The 23,042-nt window shown below is 59.6% G+C and carries 25 protein-coding genes; 4 read left to right on the forward strand and 21 right to left on the reverse strand.

Translation table 11 applies throughout. The features are described from left to right. The first annotated feature begins 143 nt into the window (after positions 1-143). The gene (locus CIT25_RS17720) at positions 144-419 is read left to right on the forward strand and encodes a hypothetical protein (protein WP_342587102.1); all 276 of its coding nucleotides are present in this window, start codon (positions 144-146) and stop codon (positions 417-419) included. On the opposite strand, the gene CIT25_RS17725 is transcribed toward CIT25_RS17720, so the two are convergent. Further along, positions 416-913 carry a GIY-YIG nuclease family protein gene (locus tag CIT25_RS17725; protein ID WP_095485848.1) on the reverse strand — a complete coding sequence of 166 codons (498 nt, stop codon included), beginning with the start codon at positions 911-913 and terminating at the stop codon, positions 416-418. The two genes, CIT25_RS17720 and CIT25_RS17725, sit on opposite strands and share 4 nt — an antisense overlap. 502 nt (positions 914-1,415) lie before the next feature. Here CIT25_RS17725 and CIT25_RS17730 point away from each other — a divergent pair. After that, on the forward strand, positions 1,416-1,700 hold the full coding sequence (locus CIT25_RS17730) for a hypothetical protein (protein ID WP_095485849.1): 285 nt from the start codon (positions 1,416-1,418) through the stop codon (positions 1,698-1,700). Here CIT25_RS17730 and CIT25_RS17735 read toward each other — a convergent pair. From CIT25_RS17735 to CIT25_RS17760, 6 genes are all read right to left on the reverse strand, one after another. Beyond that, positions 1,697-1,990 carry a hemolysin XhlA family protein gene (locus CIT25_RS17735; protein ID WP_245329890.1) on the reverse strand — a complete coding sequence of 98 codons (294 nt, stop codon included), beginning with the start codon at positions 1,988-1,990 and terminating at the stop codon, positions 1,697-1,699. The two genes, CIT25_RS17730 and CIT25_RS17735, sit on opposite strands and share 4 nt — an antisense overlap. Positions 1,991-2,236: 246 nt before the next feature. Further along, on the reverse strand, positions 2,237-2,494 hold the full coding sequence (locus CIT25_RS17740; protein ID WP_095485850.1) for a hypothetical protein: 258 nt from the start codon (positions 2,492-2,494) through the stop codon (positions 2,237-2,239). Continuing rightward, positions 2,487-2,687, reverse strand: a complete 201-nt coding sequence (locus tag CIT25_RS17745; protein WP_095485851.1) for a hypothetical protein — start codon at positions 2,685-2,687, stop codon at positions 2,487-2,489. The genes CIT25_RS17740 and CIT25_RS17745 overlap by 8 nt, the downstream gene beginning before the upstream one ends. A gap of 1 nt (position 2,688) precedes the next feature. Continuing rightward, on the reverse strand, positions 2,689-3,447 hold the full coding sequence (locus tag CIT25_RS17750; RefSeq protein ID WP_095485852.1) for an N-acetylmuramidase family protein: 759 nt from the start codon (positions 3,445-3,447) through the stop codon (positions 2,689-2,691). 191 nt (positions 3,448-3,638) lie between these two features. Beyond that, on the reverse strand, positions 3,639-4,205 hold the full coding sequence (locus CIT25_RS17755; RefSeq protein WP_095485853.1) for an SGNH/GDSL hydrolase family protein: 567 nt from the start codon (positions 4,203-4,205) through the stop codon (positions 3,639-3,641). 97 nt (positions 4,206-4,302) lie between these two features. Beyond that, positions 4,303-6,786, reverse strand: coding sequence for a right-handed parallel beta-helix repeat-containing protein (locus CIT25_RS17760; protein ID WP_095485854.1), 2,484 nt, complete (start codon positions 6,784-6,786; stop codon positions 4,303-4,305). Between the two features lie 78 nt (positions 6,787-6,864). On the opposite strand from CIT25_RS17760, the gene CIT25_RS17765 reads away from it, so the two are divergent. After that, on the forward strand, positions 6,865-7,062 hold the full coding sequence (locus tag CIT25_RS17765) for a hypothetical protein (RefSeq protein ID WP_095485855.1): 198 nt from the start codon (positions 6,865-6,867) through the stop codon (positions 7,060-7,062). Then, positions 7,059-7,298 (forward strand): hypothetical protein, encoded by a 240-nt coding sequence (locus tag CIT25_RS17770; protein WP_095485856.1) that lies wholly within the window; start codon positions 7,059-7,061, stop codon positions 7,296-7,298. Before CIT25_RS17765 ends, CIT25_RS17770 begins: the two co-directional genes overlap by 4 nt. Here CIT25_RS17770 and CIT25_RS17775 read toward each other — a convergent pair. The 14 genes from CIT25_RS17775 to CIT25_RS17840 form a co-directional block, all read right to left on the reverse strand. Continuing rightward, the gene (locus CIT25_RS17775) at positions 7,291-9,831 is read right to left on the reverse strand and encodes a hypothetical protein (protein ID WP_158302577.1); all 2,541 of its coding nucleotides are present in this window, start codon (positions 9,829-9,831) and stop codon (positions 7,291-7,293) included. The two genes, CIT25_RS17770 and CIT25_RS17775, sit on opposite strands and share 8 nt — an antisense overlap. Then, a complete protein-coding gene (locus CIT25_RS17780; protein ID WP_095485858.1) occupies positions 9,819-11,546 on the reverse strand; it encodes a hypothetical protein in 1,728 nt (575 codons plus the stop codon). The genes CIT25_RS17775 and CIT25_RS17780 overlap by 13 nt, the downstream gene beginning before the upstream one ends. Beyond that, the gene (locus tag CIT25_RS17785; protein WP_095485859.1) at positions 11,543-14,224 is read right to left on the reverse strand and encodes a lytic transglycosylase domain-containing protein; all 2,682 of its coding nucleotides are present in this window, start codon (positions 14,222-14,224) and stop codon (positions 11,543-11,545) included. The genes CIT25_RS17780 and CIT25_RS17785 overlap by 4 nt, the downstream gene beginning before the upstream one ends. Continuing rightward, a complete protein-coding gene (locus CIT25_RS17790; RefSeq protein WP_095485860.1) occupies positions 14,224-14,724 on the reverse strand; it encodes a hypothetical protein in 501 nt (166 codons plus the stop codon). Before CIT25_RS17790 ends, CIT25_RS17785 begins: the two co-directional genes overlap by 1 nt. Positions 14,725-14,727: 3 nt before the next feature. After that, positions 14,728-15,084, reverse strand: coding sequence for a hypothetical protein (locus CIT25_RS17795; RefSeq protein ID WP_095485861.1), 357 nt, complete (start codon positions 15,082-15,084; stop codon positions 14,728-14,730). Continuing rightward, the gene (locus CIT25_RS17800) at positions 15,084-17,813 is read right to left on the reverse strand and encodes a phage tail protein (RefSeq protein ID WP_095485862.1); all 2,730 of its coding nucleotides are present in this window, start codon (positions 17,811-17,813) and stop codon (positions 15,084-15,086) included. The genes CIT25_RS17795 and CIT25_RS17800 overlap by 1 nt, the downstream gene beginning before the upstream one ends. Further along, positions 17,813-18,436, reverse strand: a complete 624-nt coding sequence (locus CIT25_RS17805; protein ID WP_095485863.1) for a hypothetical protein — start codon at positions 18,434-18,436, stop codon at positions 17,813-17,815. The genes CIT25_RS17800 and CIT25_RS17805 overlap by 1 nt, the downstream gene beginning before the upstream one ends. An 8-nt stretch (positions 18,437-18,444) precedes the next feature. Further along, a complete protein-coding gene (locus CIT25_RS36305) occupies positions 18,445-19,089 on the reverse strand; it encodes a hypothetical protein (protein WP_158302578.1) in 645 nt (214 codons plus the stop codon). 3 nt (positions 19,090-19,092) lie between these two features. Beyond that, positions 19,093-19,524: a hypothetical protein gene (locus CIT25_RS17815; protein ID WP_095485865.1), complete on the reverse strand. Its 432-nt coding sequence runs from the start codon at positions 19,522-19,524 to the stop codon at positions 19,093-19,095. A 24-nt stretch (positions 19,525-19,548) separates the two neighbouring features. Continuing rightward, positions 19,549-20,274 carry a hypothetical protein gene (locus CIT25_RS17820; RefSeq protein ID WP_095485866.1) on the reverse strand — a complete coding sequence of 242 codons (726 nt, stop codon included), beginning with the start codon at positions 20,272-20,274 and terminating at the stop codon, positions 19,549-19,551. 2 nt (positions 20,275-20,276) lie between these two features. Beyond that, positions 20,277-20,753, reverse strand: coding sequence for a hypothetical protein (locus CIT25_RS17825; protein WP_095485867.1), 477 nt, complete (start codon positions 20,751-20,753; stop codon positions 20,277-20,279). A 59-nt stretch (positions 20,754-20,812) separates the two neighbouring features. Then, entirely contained in the window at positions 20,813-21,076 is a 264-nt protein-coding gene (locus tag CIT25_RS17830; RefSeq protein WP_095485868.1) for a hypothetical protein, read from the reverse strand. Positions 21,077-21,091: 15 nt separating this feature from the next. Continuing rightward, positions 21,092-21,931 carry a phage capsid protein gene (locus CIT25_RS17835; RefSeq protein WP_095485869.1) on the reverse strand — a complete coding sequence of 280 codons (840 nt, stop codon included), beginning with the start codon at positions 21,929-21,931 and terminating at the stop codon, positions 21,092-21,094. Positions 21,932-22,111: 180 nt separating this feature from the next. Continuing rightward, positions 22,112-23,017 carry a hypothetical protein gene (locus CIT25_RS17840; RefSeq protein WP_158302579.1) on the reverse strand — a complete coding sequence of 302 codons (906 nt, stop codon included), beginning with the start codon at positions 23,015-23,017 and terminating at the stop codon, positions 22,112-22,114. Between the last annotated feature and the right edge of the window lie 25 nt (positions 23,018-23,042).

Raw genomic sequence — 23,042 nt, forward strand, 5'->3', positions numbered from 1 at the left:
CATGTCCTTGTTCCTTCGGGTTGCCGGCCTGTCAGGATTATATTCCTACAGGGTGCCGGGTTTGTCAAATATATAATCGCCCTTGACTCTCCTCTGCCCCGCTCCACCCTCATTCCATGGCGAGAATAGGCATTGGAGATAAGGTGGCCATCACCGCCACGGTGCGCAGGCGTGTTCTAGAGGATCGTGTAAGCGTCTCGATCCCGAGCTACAACTTCCCGCATTCGATCCGGGACACATCCAAGGTCAAGCGAGGCCAGAAGATCGAGCTAACCGGCGAAGTCACCAGGGTAGACGATGAGAAGGTAACGGTCATCGGGCCGGATCTTGGCGTCACAGTCGGCATAGAAGCGGTCAATCTGGTGCAGAAATACCGGCCGCCAACGAGGAGGAAGCCGCTTGTGGATGAGGTGGATTAGCCCTTCGGCTTTGAGCGCTCGCGGCGCTTAATCTCGCGCTCGATGGCTTCTCTGATCATGTCCAGTCGCGCCTCGTTGTCGGACAGCAGGGCGTCGATCGCAGCCAGCATTGATGCTGACAGCGGCAATGTGATTCTCTCTTCGAACTGCTTCTTGCGTCCCACCTTACCGCCCGGCTGCCTTTGCGAATGCCCCTCTCCGCGCGCGACTGCCTTGCAGCCATCATTGACGGCGATAATAGCCTCTTGCGGGGATACGTTAAACCATTCCCCTCTTACCCGCCGACCGCGAAGAAGCCAATGAGCGTGTCTCTCAACCAAGAATGCCGTCTTCCTAGGCATACTTACTTGATGAACCGCTAATAGGTCAGTGAGGCTGGCCACCTGAAGAACGGATCGTCTTTCCTCAGGGTTGTTCGCCACCCCTATTTTCTGGGGACCAGACGCGGCACCGACGATGTAAACGAACGAGAGAGCGCCGATTTCGATATTCATAAAGCCAAACCTTTTTCGTATGTACGTATTGACACGTTATCATAGGTACGATAAAAGTTCAATCGTAGACACGAAAAAGGGAACGCCACGATGACAACCGCCGCCGCCAATACCATTTCAAACCTTCGCGAGATTTTGGCATCGAATACCGATGGTCATCTGTCCATCAACGAATGCCTAGTCATCCGTGAAGCCATCGAGAGGATTGAGGCTCTTGGACCTGTGGCCAATCATGGTGCGGGACATGTTCACCCGCCTAGGCGCTGGCGGGGCTGGCCTCGTTACTAGTGTCACCTTCAAAGCAGATGATGTTGTGCCGGTTTACAAAGCTGCTCGCGCGGCAGTCCAGTCATGAGCAAGACCCCTGACAGGGATGAAGCGGCAACCCGCAAAATCTACGATGCCGTCAAGCCCTTCATCCGAGATTTTGTTGATTTTCAGGATGTGTGGGACGCGATTGCCGCCGCATTGAACCAGAAGACAAGCACACTGGAGACGACAGATGAACGAGACGAAGCACACGCCGGGGCCGTGGCAGATTACCCGATACAAAGGCCGGCCGCACGCCATCGTGGCCGCCGATCCTGACATCGGTGCAATGCCGATAGCGAAGGTGCATATCGCCAATGACCACGAGGCGAACGCCAACCTGATCGCCGCCGCGCCTGACATGCTGGCGATACTGAAAGAGGCGGCGGATTTCGTTCAGCCATTCAACAGAGCATCCGACTTTCTCGACAGGATTGAGGCAGTCATCGCCCGCGCAGAGCAGCGCGACGGCGTTTAAGGCGCAAAGCCGCCCTTCACCAGAAAAGCGACAACCGCCACGATGATGGCGCCGATGATCGTCCGGCCGATCCATTTCAGCGTCCCTTGCACCTCGCCTATACTGGTCGTCAGTGAGCCTAGATCCCGCTTCAGCGTCGTCCACTGCTCATCCTTGCGCGCGGCGGCAATGTCGCTCTGCTGCTTCCATGTCTCAAGAGCTGTGAGCCTTTGAGCGTGTTCGGCTCCTCGATGCTCTGCACTGACCATGCGTGAGCGCAAATCCCCGGTGTCCATCTGATCATCCGTCATTTAATTGCCGCCCATGCCCGTAAAGGGAACGGAAACCATTCCCCCGATATTTTCTGATGTAGCCATCGATCGAACCTCATACGTTCGGTTGGTGGTTAGGGTCGGCGCGCTGCTGTAACCAGCACGTCGGCCCGCTATTTCTTGCAAAACGCGTCACGCTTGGCGTTGAGCGCGCGGTTGCCGTCGATCGTCTCTTGCGTGTCGCCCTTGGCCGAATAGGTGGCCGGCCCCCAAATCAAGCAGACATCACGGCCGGTCGCGGTTGTAAGGGTCGGACTGCACCCCGCCAGTAGGGCGAGCATTGGCAGCATCAGAGATTTCTTGCAGGTGCTTTGAATAGGCATCGGCTTGTTCCGCCTTCTGTTGATCGATCCCGGATTTCTTGACCTTGTAGAGAAACCGCCCGACAAACCCGAGAATGGTGACGATGGCGACGCCGACGACGGCAAAGCTGAGCGTTCCGCCTGTGAACAGGCCGGCGATCTTGCTGGCGATGTCAAACATTTGGCTTGTCCTTCACGAACCAGCCGACGACGCCGCCAACCAGATATGGCAGCGGCTCCCAAATCGCAGGCTCGGCGAAGTCGGGGAACTGGTGGAGGATGAGCGCCTTGATGATGCCGGCGATCGAAGCTGACGCCATTGCGGCGGTGAGCTTGTTCGTGGGCAAGGCGCTGGGTTGTTCGACGGTTGCCATGTCATTTTCTCCGGAAGATGGCTTTGAGGATTGCGAACAGCGCAGCCCAGAAGCCTTGCTTTGCGGCCGGCGTAGGCAAGCGCTGGGAAGCGTCGGGAGGCGTGGCGGGCTTTGGCGGCTGGATTGGCACGGACGGCGCTGGCGGGGCTGCCTGTGGCCACGGCGTATCCTTGATACGCGACCACTTCCTGAACGCATCGGCAAGCTTCGTATCGTAGGCGTTCTTCCGATAGCCGGCGCCGTTGTAGCCGCGCGCGAAACCCGCCCAATCGTGGTTGCGCAGTTTGTCGGCGAGCCTGTTCGTCTTGATGAAATTGACCGAAGCGAGAAGCTGGAGCTCTTCATCGGCCTTCATCGCTTCGACCATGGCCTGCACTGTCGAATAGCCGGCGGCGATGTGGTTTTCGCCGAGAACTTGGCCAAGCCCCCATGAGGCGGATTTCAGCGCTGCCGTCTCATCGATCGCGCATGCCGCCTTTAGCCGGGGATAGCTGTCTCGCGGGTAGGGTGTTTGGCCCCACCGTTGATAGGCGAGCCCGGCCGCCACCGCTTGAGCGCGCTTGGCGCCGGAGAGGTTGCGGAAGAACACATGCGGCTCGAATAGGATGATCGGCCGGCCGAGCGCATCGAAGCCGTGGCCCGTGGTTTCAACATCGATAAAGGCGTGGATCTCGTCTTCGCCGACGCCGATCAATGCGCCAAGTTTCGGCAAGTCGAGATCATCAAGACGCCTGGCGGCGCCCTTGAACGTCATGTCCATGTGAAACCTCAGTTGTGGAGATTGGAATTTCTGTTAGGATTCCCCGTGGGGGAGTGGGGGAATGCACAAAATCACGTACCGTAAGCGCCGCGTCGCGGTGTCAGCCGCCGTTATTGGCGCAGTTCTTGGCTTTTGGCTGTTGTTCGTGATCGTGCAAGTGATCGGCTCACTGCTGTAGCGTCGAAGTCGAATTAAGTTGCCAGTCCAAGACGCTTCAGTCTGGCGTATACCATTTGCGCGACCAGCCAGTTGCCTCGGATGTTGAGATGGATTTTGTCGCGCCGGATGCTGTCGGGGATAACGTCGCTCTGGTTTTGCCCGCCAATTCGATTGATCAGCGCCGACCTAATATCCAAGAAGTGATCGCCGAGTCGGCTCGCCTGTCTCTCGTTGTAGTCCACGATCTGTTGATACCCGGCTTCGCCGCGGCGGCGCCCCGGATAGTCTCCGTTGACGAGGCCAAGCACGAGCAACTTTCCAGGGTCGTCATGCATCGCCGCGATTGCGGCGACATCAGCCTCGACCTTTTCGGGATCATCGAAATTGTTATTCCCGGCCCAGACGATCAAAACACCATCAGAACGCGGGCCGTCGCAGTAGCGCTCTAAGATGTAATCCGAAGCCTGCCCGCCAAAACCGAGGCGGTTGACCTCTTTCCCCAACAGGAAAGAGAGGAAGTGCGGGTATCCGAACGTAAGGCTATCGCCAAGGCATGTCACTTCGAACAGGGTGCGGACGCCCCGAGCGCCGACCGCCATGCGTAGTAACCCACGCCTAAAATCTGCCCCTCGCATAGCGTCCCCGGCTCAACCACCGACAGTATACGCCGTCAGAGGGTCGAGCGGCAATCTCCCGTCACGCCCATGTGCCCGGATTGCCAGCCACAGAACACACCGTCCCGGCGGCTGCCCATGTAGCAGGAGCGACGAATTCGCAACGGTCACCGGCCGCCCACGTCCCAACTGTTGGTGCCGCAGTCAGTTCAAGGACCACCAACCTGTCGTTATCTTTGCGGCAGATATACCCGCATTTGGTTCCGGCAAGGCCCGTCGCGGTGCTGCCGGCAGCTGTCTTGTTGGTCACATTGATGAAGCGATTGCCGACGACGGGGACGACGGCGGTATTTGTCGTGGAGGCGAGGCCGAAGCCGCTGGTGCAATCCTCAATGATGTTGCCCTCAAGCACCTGGTCGACGTAGCGGGTGCCGGCTGTGAAGTAAACGGTGCTGGTCACTGCGACGTTGAAGTTCTTGATGTGATTGCGCAGGACGCGCGTCACCAGCGGGTTGTTGGTCGAAATGCCAGCATTGGCCGCATCCGCGTTGCTGTTGTCGAACCCTTCGATATAATTGCCCTCGACCGTCGTAATCAGGCTGGTGGTAGGAGTGGCAATCCTGATCCCGTTGATGTTGTTGCCGCTTGTGCGCTTAATCATGTTGCCGCGTATGGTGTGGCCACCATTCCCAGCCGCTGCCGAATTGGAGATGAAAATGTCTGTTGTCGCTGACCCGACAATCTCATTTCGATCGATATCAATATAGGCTGCATGCGTCCCGACAGAGATGCCTTGCCCCATCGAATTGCTGATCAGATTGCCGTGAATTTTCGTGGGCCGCGTTGGTGCCGTGCCTGCCGTGATGGTGATGCCGCCGACCCCAGCTCCTGTGCTCTGGAAATCGGAGATCATGTTCCCCGAAACGACATCTTCGCCAGTGGCGTTGACATAAATGCCGCCATTGAGGGAGTTGGCTTGCTCCAGGCCATTTTTGCTGCATCGATTCCCGATGATCAGCACGCCGCCGCCAGCGGCGCTGAAGCCTTGCTTGTAGATGCCTGTCCAGCGTGTGTTCCGGCAAATGTTGCCGATTATGGTTGAGCGAGGCCCGTCAACGTTGCTGCTATTGTACCCGACGCCGATGCCGTGGCGGCGCCGAACTGATGCCGGGGTGCCGGCGTAATCGCCGACAGCCTCAGTCCATGCCCCGCCCTCGATGCAGGTCGCAGGGTCGAGGGTGACGACGATGTTGTTCGCGATGATGATATCCGCGTCGTAGCCAATCACGTCGGCATAGATGCCCTGCGAATTGTTCGACAGGCAGCTATTCCCGGAAATAACGCCGCGCCCAGCATCGGCAAACGAATAAATGACGATATCGCCAGATGTGGCAAACGAGCCCCAAGGATTGGCAAAGAAGGTATTATTAACGACCTTGTAGTCCTTGCACCCCCTTAGCTGGACGCCGCACCCTTCGAACTTTTCGCCGAAACAGTTCTGGACCGTGACGCCATGTTTCCCGGATGCGTAAATGCCATTATTCTTGGTGAAGTCCGCGCCCGTCAGCAGGTTGTCGCCGATCAGATGCAACCCTTCGAACGAGCAGTGATCGCCGGAGATGAAGATGTTCTTTGTACGGGCCGTCTGCCTGATGCGAGAATGCCAGCCAGCGCCCCGGATCTTGGTATGATCGAGTAGCGTGGTCTCTTCATCCACGTCGAAGTATTCACCTGCGTCGAGCGGCGGCACCCATAGCTCGGTTGTGTAGCTCCGAGCTAGGAGAAGCGCAGCCGTATTCTGCGCCGCTGTCCTGGCTGGGCCGGCGCCGAATAGTCGAATGTCATATCCGCGTTCTTTGGCGGGCTTGTATGCCTGTGAGCCGCCACCGGACAAATTGATTGAAAACCCGCCGTTCCCCGATCCCTGAACGAAGACAACGCCGCTGCCATCGTCAGCCGCGAGAGCCCCGGCTGTCCTGATAAAGTTCGGCGCCGCAACTGGGGACCATGCCGCCGCCGTGGCCTTGGTGTCGAATGTGTTCTCGGAGAGAATGAAGGAAGATGCCAGCCCTGTCGCTACGGCTTCGGCTGCTTCGGCGTTGGTCTCTGCGGTTTCCGCAGCTGTCTCGGATGTCGCTGCGTCGGCAGCGCTGGCGGCGGCGGCAGCTTCCAAAGCTACTAGGGCAGCGCCGTTCAGAAGTATGTTTTGCGTGAAGACGATCGCCGTTGTCCCGACATCGATCGGGTCTTCGGTCGAGACGTACCAGCCGCTTGACGCGTTTATGGTGCCGTCCGTGATGAGGATCTGAGTGCCCTTGCGAACGTCGCGGGTCTTGTTGAAATCCTTCGACCGGCGCCATGTGCCGGTGTCGGCAATCCAGATGCCGTTCTGCGAGCCAGTGGTTTGATTCTTGACCAACACGCGGTCGCCAGCGGCGAGAGCTATGCCATCAATCGTCTGAAGCCCGGACAGCGTGATGTTTGCGGTCGTGGCGACGCGGCATGGACCTTTGATTGCCGTGCTTGACGACAGGCCGTCCGTCATGTCGATGGCGATTGAAGTCATGTGGCGATCCCATGAAAAAAGCCGCCCTGTGATGAGCGGCCTTGCGAAATTCTGTGTTTTCGGGCTTAGTGCGCGGCTATGCAGAAATCAGCCGTGTTGGATTTTGTGATTGCGTCCCTGATCGGGGCGGCTCTGTTGGTGCTCGTCGGCTACTTCGTTGAAGCCCGAGAATTGAGTTTCAGCTTCTGGCTCACTCACCCGGTCTGGCTAGGCGCTGCACTGTGGGCGCTTGTCGGGGTGTTGATCGGCTCTGGCCTTCGGTATCTCGCCCGTTGAACCAGACCGTCGCTTTCATCTCGTTTGCCGCAGGATGGTCATTCGCCTGTAGTCTGCTGCTCAATTCCAGCATCCACCCGCTCGCTGTGTTTATCGTCTGGATCGTCGGTTTCGTCTGGGGTGTCGGCTACATAATCGCCGGCAAGATGGATGCTGATCTGCTGCTAAAGCGCTGGCTTCAGATGATGGCCGGCGCCACTGTTCTAGGGTTCGTCGGGTCGTTCCTGCTTAGTTGAACGGTTGCAGGCTCTTTGGCATGACGTTCTGCTGCCCGTATTGGGACCGGCGTTTCGCCTCCACCTTGCGCTGAAATCCCGGCGATGCCACTTCCCGCATGGAGTTCAGGAACAGGAAATCCAGCACCGGCCGGGTCCAATAGAGATTGGCAAACGGCGTGTTTTGCGTAGTGAAGTTGATCCAATCGGCAAGCTTGACCTCCTCGTCGGAAGACAATCCAGCATCCCGCGCCTTCATGATCATGTCACCAGCATCGAAGGCCATGCCGAACGCCGGACCCATGGCGGTTTCTGCCAGACCAGAGCCGAAGCGATTGACGCGGCCGAGCAGGAAATCCCCATAGATGCCCGCGGCACCACCTTGAACGAATGCCTGCGCCCACGTCTTGACGTCGGTCGGGTCTCGGGGCGGCCAATAGCCCTTGGTCAGATCCTTCATGGTCATTGCGGCATATCCAGCCATGGTCATACCGGCGATCATCGTGCCGATATGGACGCCCTGATCCCACTTGGCACCATTCCGGAATCCAACCGCCGACCGGCCAATGGCTCGCTGCGCAAAGGCGATCGGGAAGCCCTTAAACTGCATGATGAAGCGGATGCCCTCGCCTGCTAGAGTGCCAGGGCGGGTGCCCAGCGTGGACGTGCGGCGGGAGCGTGCGTCCGTCTCGATGACGCCATAGGAGGTTTCGTCTGCGAAGAACCGCAGCACCGACATTTCCAGATCGTGGCGCGCTTTCGCAGCATCCTTGCCCAAACCCGCCAGCGCTTCATCCGGCAGCTCGCGAATTCGGTCTGGCGTCACATAGGACTTGCCGCTCACTTCGCGGAACTCTGCCTTGCGGATGGCTTCCCACTTCGCTTCGGTGATGTTGTGCAGGCCGAGGACGTGCTTGTAGTTCGCCGGCAGATCGTTGAAAGCAGTCTTTGCCCTCATGCCCATCTCTGACGAGATCATACGACCAGCTGCGGCGCGTTGGATGTCGGTCCACCACGACAGGCCATTCCAGCGGAAGAACGTCTCCTGAAGCTTCGACAGGCGCCCTACTGGCCCATCCACCGCAGCGGCCGGCGAAACGATGTGGCCAATGAGACCGTCAAAGCCTTCACCGAGAAGATATGAGATTTCCGCCTGCTCGCCCTTCGGCCGACCGCGCATCACGCCATCAACCTGATTGACAAAGCCTTTGAAGAACCCGGAACCGCGGAACTGTGAGGCAAGCCCGCCCGTCACGGTATCCGTCATCGAGGACCAGACGGCGGCCCCGAGCTTGGACATGGATTGCACGGCCCGAATGTCGCTGCCGATCTTGGCCATTGTCGTGTTGACTGGTCGGGTGATGAGCCCCGTTGAGATGTCCAACGCATCCCGAAGCGCGCCGCCGTCGATTGTCAGGCCCTTCATCTGCTTTTTCTTCTCGGCCGCCGAAAGGTTCGGATTTTCCTTGATCGAGCGATTTAGCCCATCGACCAGGGAGCCATACATGACTTCCGGATTTGGCCCGAGCGCTTCCATGTTGGCCGCGACCTTTGCAGCCTGCCTGAGATGCGCGACCATGCCGGAAACCGTGTTGCCATAGCCGAATTCGTCACGATAGGCCAAGGCGGAATCAGCGTCTCTGAAATGCAGGACGCGCGATTTACCGAGCGACTTCGCCAAATTGGCAGGGTTGACGCGCTGCCACATCTCTTTCGGGGTAGGCTTGTTCGGAAAGCCGGTGATCAGCGTATCATAGATGCCTGCCAGTGCTTCCTCAGCATCCTTGACCGAGCCGATATCTGGGAAGGTTTTTGCCAGATCCAGCTTTGGAAGGACAGACGCAACCCAGCTTTCCTTGCCGGCCGCGATCAGCTTCATGTCGTCGTGGGTCTGAGCGCCGGCCCAGCCGTCCAGTTTGCCGATCGATGCACCAAGCCTGTTCAGATCAGTGCGGCTGAGCTCAGCATATTTCGCGAACATCTTGGCGACGTACTGCGCATCCTTGTTGCCGGTAATCCCCGATTTGCCGCCCTCTTTCAGTTCGGCCATTTCGCGCATGATATCGGCATCGAGGCGCGGATCGCGCAAAGCCTTGATCAGATGCGGTGCATCGGCCTGCATCTCGCCAAGCATGCCGCCAAGATAGCGGGCTTCATAGGCACCATTCAGCGCATTGACAGAGTTGCGACCGCCTTCGACGCCCTTCTGCGTGCCTTCGAGAACTGCCAGCAAAGCTTTCTTCGGCGACATGCCGGCGTTGATATAGCCAGTCACAGCCTGGTCGAGACGATCACGCACCAGAATGTTGAGCGCGGCATGGCGTCTTTGCAGTGCCGCGGCAATCTTGGTGCGCTCGGCTTCCCGCTCGGCGAAGGATTTCAGCTTGTCGCCAAGCCCGGCGATGTCACCACTGGCCTGAAGGCTGGCCTTGTACTCGGCCATGCGCTGGAAAGCGGCTTCGATGTCGTCTCGGCTGAGCTTTTCGCCCGACGCCGCATTGGCCGCGTTGAAGCAGTCGGCGCCGATCTTGTAGCGGATTTTCAAAGGAGGCACCCCGCTACGCTCTTCAAAGCTTCGGCATACGAAGCGCCGGTTTCAAAATCAGACTGGGCTTGCGCCATGGTGTTCGCGTCCTCTGCCGTCAGACGGCCTTCAGCGGCGAGCTGCGCCACTTCGGCCTCTTCAGCGAATGATCCGGTCTGTGGATCGACGCGGTATTGAGCGGCAAGAGCCTTGGCGTCGTCGGGCTTTGCAACGGCTGCTTCGGCCTGCTTGATGCCTTCAGGCGCGACATCAGGGCGGGCGGCGGTGGTGTCGATCGCCGGGGCTGTCTTGGGTTTCCCGTTGATCTCGCCGAGATATTGGCCAATTGGCACCGCCTCATACTTCTCGGTGTTCAGCCGCCCGACCATTTTAGCGTCGAAGGTCTCCATGACGACGGCCTTCGTTTCCTTATCACGAAGCACCCATGACGCTGTGCGGTTGAGCGAACTGTCGTTCGGAATCGTCTTGGCAGTATCCGCCTTCGCGAGTGGCTCACCAGAAGACAACAGGTCGGCTGGCGGCTTATCGCGGCTGATCTCTTTGAGTTGAGCGGCTTCCTTTGGGGTAGTCTCGAAAATGAACGTGAAGCCTTCCTTGACGCCCTGCTCAGGGATATCAGCGTTGTTGATGCGCGGATCGTCTGCCGGAATGTCGAGATAGTGGAGCGGTAGATCGCCGCGATAGTCAGCGGCGTACTGCCGATTGGTGCTCACCCAGCGTCCGGTCTCGCCTTCCCCAACCGAACCGCTATGATAGATGCGGACGAAACCGTCTTGGACAGGCGGCTCAACTCCAACGACAGCCTTTGGCGGCTGGTTTGTCGCAATCTCATCCGCAACCCTCGCCATCGGCTCAGTCGCGTTAGGCGAAAGCCGGATGTCTTCTCCCCGGACAAGCGCGTCGATGCCTTCATTCAGCGCAATGCGGGCTTCCTGCGTGGTCTTCAGCGTTGCGAGGCGGCTTTCTGCCTCGGCCTTCACCCGCGCGTCCACGCGGCTCCCTACGGCCCCGCCGATGGCGCCGAAGGCCGAACCGATCAGAGCTGCCGTGGCTATCTGCGAAACCGTCGCCTGCCAAGAAACGTCATCGCCGAATTTGGCGCGCTCACCAGACGTCGCAATCCCGAAGGCAGCCGTATTCGCCGCGGCATCCAAGCCAGCATGGATCGCGCCGCCGCCAATCCTGCCCGCCTTGGCAACGGCAGCAGCCTTGACGAGAGGGCCGGCAACCGGGACGTAATTGATCGGGTCGAACGCTTGACCGGCGAGATTGCCGATGAAGGCCGAGAACGGCCGTTTCTGCGCATAGAACTGACGGACCTTCTTCGCATCGTCCATGGATGCCAGCGCGGAAGCGCGAGCTTCCGTCATGCCGGGGTCATAAGGGATATCCTTGCGGAAATAGGGCGAGGCCTTGTACTGATCCTCATCGTACGCGCCCATAGACTGGCGGCGGGTGCCAAGCTCCTGCGGGGTTTCCCAACGGCTCTTGAGGAAATCGCGCTCGCCTGGGTCAGCAGTGATGCCTGGAACGACCGGCGCGGCTTCCGGCAGTTGCGCCTCACGAAGGGCGGTGCCAAGCCCAAAGGATTCGAGCACGCCGCCCTTGGCCTGATCCAATAGCGTTGAGGTGATGCTAAGCGGCTGCTCCATGGCCGCGTCAAACATCTCCTGTCTGGTGGCCCCGCGATAGGTCGGGCCGCTCATCGAATAGATGCCGCTCATGGCTGCAGCACCACGGGGTTGCCGTTTTCATCGAGTGAAGGACCGCCGCCGGGCTCAGGGGTTCTGCCTTGGAAGGCGCTCGAAGGAGCACCCGGAACGACCGCCTTCGGCTTGAAGATGATCGGGTTGCCCTGCTCATCGGCAATCGCGGCCCCGACATAAGGATCAATAAACACGTAGCCATCCGCAGAATTGCGGAAATAGCCTTCGCTCATCACCCGATTGATGGAATCTCGCGTGACGGCATCCATGATCGCCTTTGTGCCATCTGCGGTTGGTGCGTCACTCGGCGGGGCGAGCGCAGTCGTCAGCGCGGTTCTCACGTCGGGCAGCGCCGCCTGAAGCCCATCGACAACTGCGCCGGCATCCTGATCTTTCGGGACGAGTATCTGCACGTTGGCATCGGTCACTGCCTGCACATCGCCATAGAGGTCTTTCGACACTCCCGCGATGGCAGCATCCATCGTCTCGCCATTGCGAAGGCGAAGATTGACCGCATTGTTGATCAGCTTGGAATCGCGCTGGGCTCGGGTGTAGTTTTCGGCCGTGCCGTCGCTCAACCCATAGTAGAGGTCGCCGATCTGGCCGTCATCCATGATGGAATCCTGCACGGCCAAGTCGATATCGGCCGGCTTCTGCCCGTCCTTGGCGGCGCCGGCAAGCTTCGTCGGGTCGACCATGGCAGCCTGGAACAGCCTGTTTGCCGCGCCATGATCACCGCGGGATAGCGCTTCAAAAGCGCCTTGCGTGATATCTGGCAGCCCTTCCGCAACCATCTGGTTGAACAGGATTTGACGCTGTGCCGGGTCCGGCGTGGCCATGATGACGCTCGATGCCGCGGCAATGCGGTCCTGCTGCGGAATGGTATCGTTCTTGAACGTATCGACGGCACCGGCCGCGATAGCTTTCGGAAGCGGCTGGATGTTCTGGATACCGATCTGCTGCTGTGCTGCAATCGAGGCGGCCACCGCGCTCTGATAGTTGCCCACCGATTGGGCGTTGTTCCACTGGTCGTTGACGACCGGGAAAGCCTGCCTGACATAGGTTGCAGGATCGGCTTCGCGAGCCTTCGTTATGGATGATGCTGCATTGGACAGGGTGTCGTAGCGCTTCTGTTCGGCCGCGGCATTGTCACCAGTCGACGTCGGTTCTGCACTCTCGACCAACGAGGCGATTTCATCGGCCGGCATGGTCCGCATTTTGAACATGGACTGGCTGGTATCGAGCGAATCCTGGAACTCAGCGAACTTCTGCGCCGCCTTGTCGCCATAAGCCGCAATGAACTGGTCCTGCGATGGCATGGCCCCGGTATAGACGCCGGTGTTCTGTATTGAGATCGGCGCGTTGCTGGCTGCGTTTTCAATGTCGAACTGCGCCGAAACGCGCCTTTCCGCCTCATCCTGCCTGATCTTTGTCTCGGCCTGGTCAATGATCTTGGAGCGTTGATCCCATGGCATGCCGTCAAAGCGGGGATCGACAGGACCGGTGCCAACAACGCCAGAACCGGCCTTGCCGCCCATCTTCTTGTTGGCCCATGCGATGGTGTCCGCAACGCTCTTGCCGGCAAGGAATGAATTGGCGCGAACGACATCCTGGCCGACAACGCTTGCGATCGAGGCGCCCGGATCGGCCTTCAGGACGTTGACAACGCCGCCAGAGCCAAGAAAGTGAGCCAGATAGATGTTGCCTGGCGTGGTCGCAATGCCGCGATTGGTCAGGTATTCAGCGTTATCCTGCGTGAATGCCTTGGTCATCTCGCGGCCAAGAACCGGATCTGACTTCAGCGCAATGATCTGCGCCGCGCTCTTACCGGCCGCGATGTCAGGCCGATGCTGGCGGATGGTCTGGACCCACGTCGAATCAAGGAACTGACCAACGCCGGAAGCCGACGAGGTCGGGTTTTTTGCGTTCGGGTTGCCGCCGCTCTCGACGCCAATGATCTTGCTGACCACTGTATCGACGGGATCTCCTGTTCCTGCGCTGGTGGCAGGTGCCTCGCCTCCACCGAGTGCGGCAACGCGGGCTTCAGGCGGCAGACCGTACAAAGCGGCAAGCTGCGCCTTCGACTTCCACTCCCGGCGCATCGCCTCTTTCTGGATTGGGGAGACATCCTCGTCCGGAATGCTGTCGATGAACTTGTTGCCCTCGACAAGGTTCTGATCGAAGGCGGCCGGGTTTTTGTAAAGGCTGGTCTCGATCTTGGTCAGGCCATCATTGACGGTGTTGGTGTAATAGCCCTTGCGCTGGTCACGTTCGAAGGTCAGCGCGCGGCCGGCAAGCGAATCCTCTGTCTGGAACAGCTTGACGTCGTATTGGCCCTTCAGCGGTTCCGGAACTGACGCGAAGAACTCCTTCGCTGCGTCCTTGTATTCCTTGGTGTAGCTCTCGCGAAAGCCAAAGGCGCCGGGCTTCGCCTTTTGCCCCGCCTGCACGAGCGCATCATCTTGCTTGGCCGTGAACTCCAGGAACCGGCGTTGCGTCTCAAAGGCCGTAGCCTGGTCAACTTCGGCTTCCTGCCTCTTCGCGTCGACCTTCAGATTGGAGGCAAGCGACTGCGCGCCGCCACCGAGCTGCGCGGCACCGCGGCCAATCGCCGACCCATCATAGGTCGCAATGGGGCGCCCAGACCTGCCGCTTGGCTGGCCGCTGAGGGATTCAAGACCGGGAAGCTTCGGCATTATGCGTACATGTATGAGCTAGAGCCGGCCGGCTTTTTCTTCTGGCCGTAGCCGTCTGAAAACGAACCTATCCCGTCCATGATGGTGCCGGCGGCGCTGAAATATGAGCCGGTCTGCGCGGCCTTGCCTTCAAGCCTGGCAGCGGCTGCCTGTGCCCGGCGCCCCTTGGCCCGCTCCTGCCCGCCATAAAGCGCCATGCCTTCATTCACCGCACCTTGCTGCACGACATCGCCGGCCAGGTCCTGGACCGTCTCATCAAGCGCGCCGAGCCCGGATGCCCCGGCAACAGCCTGTTGCCGAGAGAGAATGAAGTTTTTCTCCTTGCGCGCCTGTTCAGCCTCACGCTGCGATGCGGCGACCTCTTCCTTGCCCTGCTGTTCAAGCTGCGCAGCCTGATAATCGGCAGACGTTTTAGCGGCAGCGCCACCGGCGATCGTGCCAACCGCTGACGCGGCGGTGCCGAGCACGCCAAGGATGGTTGTCAGACCAAAGTCAGCCATTTGTCATCCTCGCCATTCCCAGATATCGGCCTCATGGCTTGGCCTGAAGCCAAGACGGGTCAGCCATTTCGGCGCTGTCTTTTCGTTGGTGTCACAGATCGCCAGGATGCGCCTGTGGCGGGCTTTCGCCTCATTGAGCAGTGCAAGTGCCGTCCGATGGATGGCGTGCTTGTAAGGCCTCGCCTCGTCCCGCAGATCGCAGAACGCAATGACGTGACCGCGTGAAAGTCTAAAACCGGCAACAGCAATCATCTTGCCGTCGAGAAAGGCAGCGACGCCCTTGACAGTCGGCCCGCGACCGCCATCCCCATACCACTCGACAAGATGATCATGGTTGAGGGGAACGATTTCCGGTAGCATCAGACGCGATCGTTGGTTTCAACCGACAACACAGCCGCCAGCAATTCGCATGGTTTCGGTGCGGTCGCCTCCAGGCAGAGGCGGGAATCGGCGTCCCATTCTCCGGGGAACGGAAATGCCGGCTGGTCGAACTCCTCGAATACAAGGTTTGCCGTGCTTTCGACGCCTGCTATAACGCGCGGCAGCGGGTCGAGATTGTCGAAATCGCGTCCATACTGCAACCCGTCATTGTGGGTGTTGCGCATGATCGCGCCTAGGTAGTTGACCTTCTTGATTTGCGTGAGTGCCGTTCCGGCAGCGGCGGCATAGGCCAGCTTTGTCGACTTGAACTGCGCGGTATAGGGTAGCCCGACCATGATGTCGGCAGCCGTGACGGCACTGGATAGTGTGATTGCGCCGGCCGCCACTGTGTAGGCGCCGAGATATGCCCCAGCGCCCCATGCGACAACGCTCAACCCATTCAGGTGGCTGAGGCCGGTCACGGACGTTCCCGTTACTGCGGAGATCACCAGAAAGCTGTCGCCCTGCTTGTTGGTCGTGCCGCCGACGCATTCGGATTCCAACGCCATCTTTTCGAGATAACGAACCGTTGCCGCGCTAACTGTGCGCCGAACGCGATAGAACACCTGGTCCTCATCTTCGCCTGGGAGGACCGACACGCCTTCGACAAAGCCGCTGCCGCCCATCGTAAAGCGAGACCAGCACGCGACCTCTTCCGCTGGCTCGTATGTGAGCAGCGCCACGGTTCCGTCATCAAGCCAGACATGAATGCGGGTGTCTGGCTGGCGCTGCACAGCGATCCCTACCACGTTAGCCGAACCGGTCAGATCCGGGCAAAGCAGCGTCAGGTCGCGCGGGGAATATTCGTATGTGTCCGGGTTAAAGACCAGTTCGAACATCCGCTTCCCGGATCGCTGGGCGAACACGCCATTGCTGTCGACCTTGGCCGCGGCAACGCCCTGACGAGAACCTTGGGTCGAAGGCCGGCCAGCCTGCGTGTTCTGCGGTGTCAGAGGCTCATCGAACGATGTCGACTTGATCGAGAACTCACCGCCAGGCGTGCCGATAATGGGCCGGCCAAGCGAGAGCATGAAGTTGATCGTGTCTACCGGTCCTGACCCAAGCGTCCTATTGATCGGGCCGCCGTCGCCTTCGTAGTCCGGGTCAAAGTTCTCGAAATCATCAGACACAGAGAAAATGAAGCGGGATTTCCCGGCCCAGCCAAGCCGGCCCTTGTCGAAGGCGACAGCGCTTGGCCAGCCCTGCTTGTCCGACCAGATGCCTTCCTGCCAATTGTCGGTATAAGCAGTCGTATTGAAGCGGCTCAGCACCTCGACCACGACTTCAGTCGCCGAGTTGAAGGAAAGAACCCGACAGATGCCGTACCCGCCGCCGCCATCGTAATCGACGTCTACCGTGGCCGTGCCAGACGTATAGGTGCCTTCATCGAAACCGACCTTGTACCAAATAATTGAGTTGGAATCCTCGTCCTGCGGCATGAAGCTGCCATTCGCGGTGATGTCGATCGTCGCCGCGCCAGCAGTCCGGGGAAAGGATTTAAATCCCTCATCAGGACCATCAAAGCTACGCTTTACGCGGAGCGTGCCAACCCACGTTCCAGAGATCGAATAGGTCCAGTTGCGATCATTGTACTGAGTGCCGCCGCTGCTATCGAAGACGCCGGTTACCCGAATGGGATCAGTATATGTCCCATTGGCACCTAGCTTGTAGGTTTGATTGACGCCCTCATTAAATAGGCGAAACAGCGCGCCAACATGGGTCGATTTGAAGAATGGAAGGTCTGACGTCAGCGTCGTATTGCCGTAAGTTGACGCAACCTTCATCTTCACTTTTGCGGTGCGCGCTCCAAAGAACGGCCCGTTGTCGGCGCGGTAAAGCACAATCGACCAACTGTCGGTAGCGCGGCGCTCGATGCGGCGCTGCTGAAAACCTTCGCAGGCCAGGAACAGCACATCGGCAGACTGATCCCATCGAACGTTTGGCAAATCCGCCGCGGCATAGGGGATGTCCAGTTCCATAGTGCCAGCAGAGGCGACTTGGCAGGACGCGACAATCTTGTCGATATCGAGATCCGACTGAAACTGCACGTAGAAGTCGCCGGTTGGCGTGAAGGCAAGGCTATGGTCACCGGTGCGCAGCGGGGTCTCGGAGACATATTCATCCCCGCCAGAAGTTGACCCGCAGCGGAACGTCACAGGTCCGCGCGTCACGGAAATATTGAGGGCATGGCGAAGGCCGATGTCGCCACCCGCTACAGCAATCTGGCGGCGGCAGAGAGCCAGGCCACCGACATTAACGGCGTCCAGCACCAGGCCAGAGCCGCCGAATGTCAGCGCACCACCGTTGGTTGATCCATCGGTCCAGCTTGCCGAGGTTGCAAAGTTGCTATTCGATATCGTGGTTGCGACCGAAACCCGCGAGACCAACACGTCATCGACGCGAACGCGCATCTGACCGTCCGCAAACTCGATCAGAGCCGTGTCGTCAGTGGCGGCAACGAAGGGAATGTCGATCGCGAAGGCGTTATTGCGGCTGGTTCCAAGATATTCAAAGCCCGGACGCAGGAACATCGATCCTTGCGTCTTTGGCAGCCAGTTTGTCATGACCTCCGCAGACAGCCGCACCCTGTCGACATCAACGCGGGCAAGCGCGTTCTTGCTGATGATTCCACGGTTGAAGGCAAGCAGGCTGGCGTTGATCTTTCCCATCAGCCGGCCCTAAATCGGCCTTCACGACTGCCGAGCCTTGAGCCCTGGCGCGAGGACACAAGCCGGCCTTCCGGCAGAAACTTGGTTGCCGGATCGTCCATGGCGTCCTTGTTGGCGGCGTCACGCTTGGCCCGGATCATCTTCTTGTAGAGCGTGTCGGTGCCGTCGCTCGATCCGGTGACCGCCTTGCAAACTTTCTGGGCAAGCGCATACTCGGCAAAGACGACGAAGGTTTCCGGCCATGCCCCGATGTTGAGGCCATATTCCTCGTCATTGGAGACGTACTGGACATAGATCGGGTCGATGTCGGCGTACCAATAGCCGTTCTCGTCGCGGTAGCGGATCAGCGGCAACTGGCAGTATTCGTCGGCCGAAACTGCCGCAGTCCTGACCCAATCGTCCGGCTTGGAAAACGCGAACTGATAGCCGAACAGGGTTTCGACGTCTTCATCCTCCGAAACCTCGACGGTGCGGATGGAGAAGTTGAAATAGGCTTCGTTCAGGCACCACTTGACCACGCTGTCCCAAGCGGCATCGAGCTTGCGCCGCTTGGTGCCTTCCTCGACCAGACTGGCCAGCGGTTCGCTGCCGAGATGCAGCAGCGCGCCGTTGTAGATTTCCAATCGCGAACTCAACGGCATGCCCTCATGGCTGGAGTTTCGATCGCTTTGGCCGCGTCCCACCCGCGGCCAACACGGCGGACGATCGCGGTTCTGCTGACAGCAGCAGCCGCAGCTATTTCACGAACCGTTACCGACCGGCCGCGATAAACGACCACATTGTTGTCTTTGCGGTTGTTGGCCTGCTCGCGCTTTGTCGCCCAGCGGCAGTTGCCCGGTTCGTAGTTGCCGCTCTTATCCGGCCATCGATCAAGGGAATGCTCGGGCGTTGGCTTCTCCCCCATGTCGGCGATGAAGGCTTCGAAACTGCCAAGCCATTGAGCGCAGACCGTGACACCGACGCCGCCATAGCGGTCAAAACCGGTTGCGTTGCTGTTGAGGCATCGAGACTTCATCGCGCACCAAGACCGATATTCTGAGGTGCTTGCGCGACCATGTGTTTTACTCGACACCTTGGCAGATGCGCTTAAGCGCTCACGACATAGGCACCCGCAAGATTGCGTTCCGGCATGCAGCAGAGAAGACGACGAAACAGCCCGCGCGTCCCCGCATTCGCAGACGCATTCCCATGCAGGCCTGCCGCGAATGTTTTCTGCACGGCGAATGACCGCCAGCCGCCCAAATCGACGGCCAGTCAGATCAAGAAGCGCGCTCATCGATCAGGCCGCCATGGCGTTTCGGTGACTTTTGACCCACGCAGCGGCCTCTTCCTTCGACTGGCATTCCTCCTTCAGGACGCGATTGTCCTTCTTGCGGATGACGCGAAACTTCGCCGATGGGCCGGCCCATTTGATCTCGTATTCGTCGGCCGGCTCAACCTTGGCTTCGTTGGCAAGCGTCATCGGGCCATGTGTCAGCGCAACTTTGGCGCCCCAGATGCCGGCGTCGAGAACGATGCCCTCCGCATACCATTCGCGGTTTTCCGACAGCACTTCGATCTTGTCGCCCGGCTTCAGCAGACGGGAGACGTGAACCCACCACAGCGGATCGGTGATGCAATCCGCGCCGTCTTCCGGTCGCGGCGTGACATGCCAGACCTGGCGGACGTGCTCGGCAAGCTTCATGTGCTTCGAAAGAAGTGCGATGGTCATGGTGTCTCCTTTGGGAAAGTCGCTTTACGTCGTTCCCCAACCGTTGGTCAGGTAGAGAACTTCGTTTGGTGTGATGGCTCGGTTGATGGCGAGGGCGTGATAGATGTCCGCGTCAGCAAACAGCGCAGCCGTGCCGTTGTCATTGCGTGCCCCGATACGGAAGGGGATGGTCGTGTTGACGGACCCCGCGCGCGCCGTGGTGTTTACCGCCACGCCGTTCCAATACAGCACACTGAACGCCGCATCCCAGGTCAGAACGGCGACACCGAGCACACCGCGCACATCAACGCCGCCGTTAATGGTCGTTGAAGTGGCGGTTCCCACACTCCCGCCAATAAAGCCGGAACTGTTGGTGATAAGCTCTGCTGCGGTGGTCGATGCCGTGCGCGAGCAGATGAGTCCCTTGGATGCGCTGGTCACTCGCGCCTTGCAGGCCAGGCTTCCAGCCGCTGCGGGTACATGGGTGGTCAGCAGGTTATCGGCCACGCCATCAAGACGAAGGAAGTTCGGAACCTTCCATGCTGGACGGCTGTCAGCTGTGGCCTGGAGGGTGACGCGGCCAGTCGGGTCAAGGCTACGCGCCCAACCTACAGGGTCCGCATCGGTATCGACCGCCCCGGTGCCATCCGACACCTCGGCCAGAATATCCGGGCGGGAGAAGTCGTGGATAAAGCCCGCCCCACCATTGGCGAAGAGCGTGGCCGGGCTGAAGCCGCGGCTAAAAAGAACGGTACGAAGCGCAGCGCGCATGGTTACAGCGCAACGGTGCGCAGGGTGATCTTCATCACCGATGCGCTTGCAGGGGTATAGGCGCCTACAGTCACCAGATAGCCGAACAGGCTTGAGCCGGCGAGTTTGACTTGCTTGTTGATCTGGACGGACTGGACGAACAGCGTAGCGCCGACGTCGACCGGCGTTCCAAGATCGATGTAGCCGAGATACGATGCGCGATCGCCAGCCGGCAGATCCCACACCGCATTGTCAGCTAAGGCCGAAGGTGGCGTGACATCATAGAGATGCAGGCGAAAGCTTGTCGCGCCAGACGGAACGGCGGTGACGTGCCATGCAAATTCTGCCGAGGTGATCATTGCATCGCGACCGGCAGCGCCGATCTGCGGAAACTCAAGCGCTGCGACCGTTGGCCCGACGACATCGCCGGCCGTGTATGCTGTGGTGTCTGCGGGGCGCGTTATCGTGACGGAAGCGCTATAACCATCTTTGCCAGCCATCGCGGCCTCCTTGTTCAGAGAAAGAGAAAGGCGCGGAGCCGAAGCCCCGCGCCGTATGATCAGGCCAGAATGGCCGCGGACACCGTTGCAGCGCCGCCAGCGGTCGCAACCGTGACAACGTGCATCGTGGCGCCGATGGTTGCCGTGGTCTTGGCAACCAGTACGAAGTCACCGACCTTCATGCCAAGGGCAGTGCCGTTGGTGAAATAGTCGGTGCCATCGACGTCGGTGTGAACATCGACCGAGGAGTAGGTCCACAGCGCCGGAGCGCCACCCAGACCCGGAACGATGCACTTCGGAGGGATAGATACGGAGTATGCCATTGTTCATTTCCTCCTTTACGCCGCGACCATGGCAGAGCCATCGTGGTTGATGACGGTGACGCCCGAGTTCTGGAGAAGCTTGGACCCCATGAACAGCGACGTGCGTGCCCAGTAGTAGTCCTCTTCCTCGTTGTAGCCGGGGATCGCCTTGACAGCCTCGACATCGGCCGCGTGACCGATCGAGGAGCGGTGATAGACGAAGCACTTTTCCGCCGCCGTCCCGACACCGGGAACGCGGGAGTGCACCATCCAGTTGATGCCAGCCCAGCGGCGCATCTTGCGGGCGGGACCGACGAGCGGCTTCATGTCGACGTAATCGGCCGAGGTGTAGCCGTCGTCCTGAAGCAGGTAGGCTTCCATGGCCGGCGACATGATGCCGAACATGTTGTCTTCTTCCTCGACCGGGACATCGTTGATGCCGAGAATGGCCTTTGCCTTGGCGACGAGCGCCAGGGAACCAGTCGTGGCAGTGCCGGTGTCATTGGTCGCGGTGTTGAGTTCGGCCAGGATCAGGTCATCGATCTTGCGGTTGAGCACCTTGACGGTGCCGTCCTGCATGATCTTGCGGCCATCGCCCTGCGAACCGAAGATGTTGAAGCGGGTACGACGAACCTTGTCGTGCCACTCGACCAGCGTCGCGGTGTTCTGGGTCAGGTTGTCAGCGCGCGACGGGATAAGACCGTTCACGCCGCGAGTGACCGCTTCCGCGTCGTTGGTGTCGGCGACGAGGAAGATGGCCTCGTTGCCCTGACGCACCATTTCGGTGGTCACCGTGGTACGGAGCATGGACTGGCCAAATTCAAAGCCAGCGATGAACTCCTGTCGGTATTGTTTCTGAAAAGCCGTTTCGGCCATTGTGGTTCTCCAAATGAGGGGTTTTGGGAACCGCAGCGCAGGTTGTCCGCAGGCGTGCTTTCAGGGTTATCCAGCGTGAGCCGGAGCCTTACTTTGCATCCTTCGGGGCATTGCCTTGGTGGGTGAGGGTTGGCGCTTGGCCCAGAGCCGCAGAAGCGGGTTGTCCGGGCGTCTACACCGTCATTTCGAGGTCAGTTTCTCCTGAGCCTCGTAAAGCTTCTGAAGCCGCTCTTGCGCGGGCTTGTCCTTGAACCAGGCTGTGCGGTCGTCGCGCATGCGCGCTTCCGCTGCCTTGATCTCGGTCTGAATGGTCTCAATCTGGTTGGCGCCGGCTGGAACAACGGTCGCCGCGGGGTTTTCCGCCAGCGACTTGGCGACGAAGAACTTCACGATGTTGGCGTTGTCGCCAACCTTGGTGCCATCAGACAGCCGGCCGCCCATGAGATTATCGAACAGGGATTGGTCGACTGCCTCGAAATAGGGTCGCATCGAATTGATGTTGGCCTTGAAGTCACCGCCCCACTCTTCCTTGAGCGCAGAGAGGTTCGTGGTCTTGAACTCCGAATCCTTTTCCGCGAGCTGGGCCTGCTGCTCTTCCTGGATGGCGTAATATTCATCCACCATCTCGGCCATGTCGGCCGGGTTGATGCCCTTCTTCAGGGCGCGCTCAGAGAATGCGGCAACCAGCGGCTTGTCGTCGTCACCGATTACCCGCTTATCTGGCAGAACGATCGCCTTGACGAAATCATCGACCGTTTCCGGGATGTTGTTCGCCTTGCGGTATTCGCTCCATTCCTCGGCCGTCGCCTTCTCGCCCGGCTTGGTTTTTGGCTTCACGCCTTCGCTCAGCTTCTTTTCGGCCTCACGAAGCGACTTGAACACGTCGGCGGGCGAGGCAAACCGGCCAAGCCGCTCCAGTTCCTTCTTGTCGTCGCCCGCGATCTGCTGGCGCCAGTCGTCTGCCCATTTCGGGGCAACTGGTGTCTTCGGCTCGACTGGCTCCTTGGCAATCGAGGAAGGTGGTTCCTTTGGTGCTGCCGGGGGCGCAGCGGGCTCAACGGGAGCCTTGGGTGGTTCCGGGGTCACCGGAGGAGCATTCGGCTCAACAGGG

The sequence above is a fragment of the Mesorhizobium mediterraneum genome (genome assembly GCF_002284565.1).
GTDB lineage: Bacteria > Pseudomonadota > Alphaproteobacteria > Rhizobiales > Rhizobiaceae > Mesorhizobium > Mesorhizobium mediterraneum.

Coding starts and splice junctions, on each gene's coding strand:
- CIT25_RS17815 (WP_095485865.1), bottom strand. CDS start 19,524: ATGACCATCGCACTTCTTTCGAAGCACATGAAGCTTGCCGAGCACGTC.
- CIT25_RS17800 (WP_095485862.1), bottom strand. CDS start 17,813: ATGGGAAAGATCAACGCCAGCCTGCTTGCCTTCAACCGTGGAATCATC.
- CIT25_RS17780 (WP_095485858.1), bottom strand. CDS start 11,546: ATGAGCGGCATCTATTCGATGAGCGGCCCGACCTATCGCGGGGCCACC.
- CIT25_RS17830 (WP_095485868.1), bottom strand. CDS start 21,076: ATGGCATACTCCGTATCTATCCCTCCGAAGTGCATCGTTCCGGGTCTG.
- CIT25_RS17745 (WP_095485851.1), bottom strand. CDS start 2,687: ATGGCAACCGTCGAACAACCCAGCGCCTTGCCCACGAACAAGCTCACC.
- CIT25_RS17795 (WP_095485861.1), bottom strand. CDS start 15,084: ATGCTACCGGAAATCGTTCCCCTCAACCATGATCATCTTGTCGAGTGG.
- CIT25_RS17820 (WP_095485866.1), bottom strand. CDS start 20,274: ATGCGCGCTGCGCTTCGTACCGTTCTTTTTAGCCGCGGCTTCAGCCCG.
- CIT25_RS17740 (WP_095485850.1), bottom strand. CDS start 2,494: ATGTTTGACATCGCCAGCAAGATCGCCGGCCTGTTCACAGGCGGAACG.
- CIT25_RS17760 (WP_095485854.1), bottom strand. CDS start 6,786: ATGACTTCAATCGCCATCGACATGACGGACGGCCTGTCGTCAAGCACG.
- CIT25_RS17730 (WP_095485849.1), top strand. CDS start 1,416: ATGAACGAGACGAAGCACACGCCGGGGCCGTGGCAGATTACCCGATAC.
- CIT25_RS36305 (WP_158302578.1), bottom strand. CDS start 19,089: ATGAGCGCGCTTCTTGATCTGACTGGCCGTCGATTTGGGCGGCTGGCG.
- CIT25_RS17825 (WP_095485867.1), bottom strand. CDS start 20,753: ATGGCTGGCAAAGATGGTTATAGCGCTTCCGTCACGATAACGCGCCCC.
- CIT25_RS17785 (WP_095485859.1), bottom strand. CDS start 14,224: ATGCCGAAGCTTCCCGGTCTTGAATCCCTCAGCGGCCAGCCAAGCGGC.
- CIT25_RS17725 (WP_095485848.1), bottom strand. CDS start 913: ATGAATATCGAAATCGGCGCTCTCTCGTTCGTTTACATCGTCGGTGCC.
- CIT25_RS17790 (WP_095485860.1), bottom strand. CDS start 14,724: ATGGCTGACTTTGGTCTGACAACCATCCTTGGCGTGCTCGGCACCGCC.
- CIT25_RS17755 (WP_095485853.1), bottom strand. CDS start 4,205: ATGGCGGTCGGCGCTCGGGGCGTCCGCACCCTGTTCGAAGTGACATGC.
- CIT25_RS17750 (WP_095485852.1), bottom strand. CDS start 3,447: ATGGACATGACGTTCAAGGGCGCCGCCAGGCGTCTTGATGATCTCGAC.
- CIT25_RS17735 (WP_245329890.1), bottom strand. CDS start 1,990: ATGACGGATGATCAGATGGACACCGGGGATTTGCGCTCACGCATGGTC.
- CIT25_RS17765 (WP_095485855.1), top strand. CDS start 6,865: ATGCAGAAATCAGCCGTGTTGGATTTTGTGATTGCGTCCCTGATCGGG.
- CIT25_RS17835 (WP_095485869.1), bottom strand. CDS start 21,931: ATGGCCGAAACGGCTTTTCAGAAACAATACCGACAGGAGTTCATCGCT.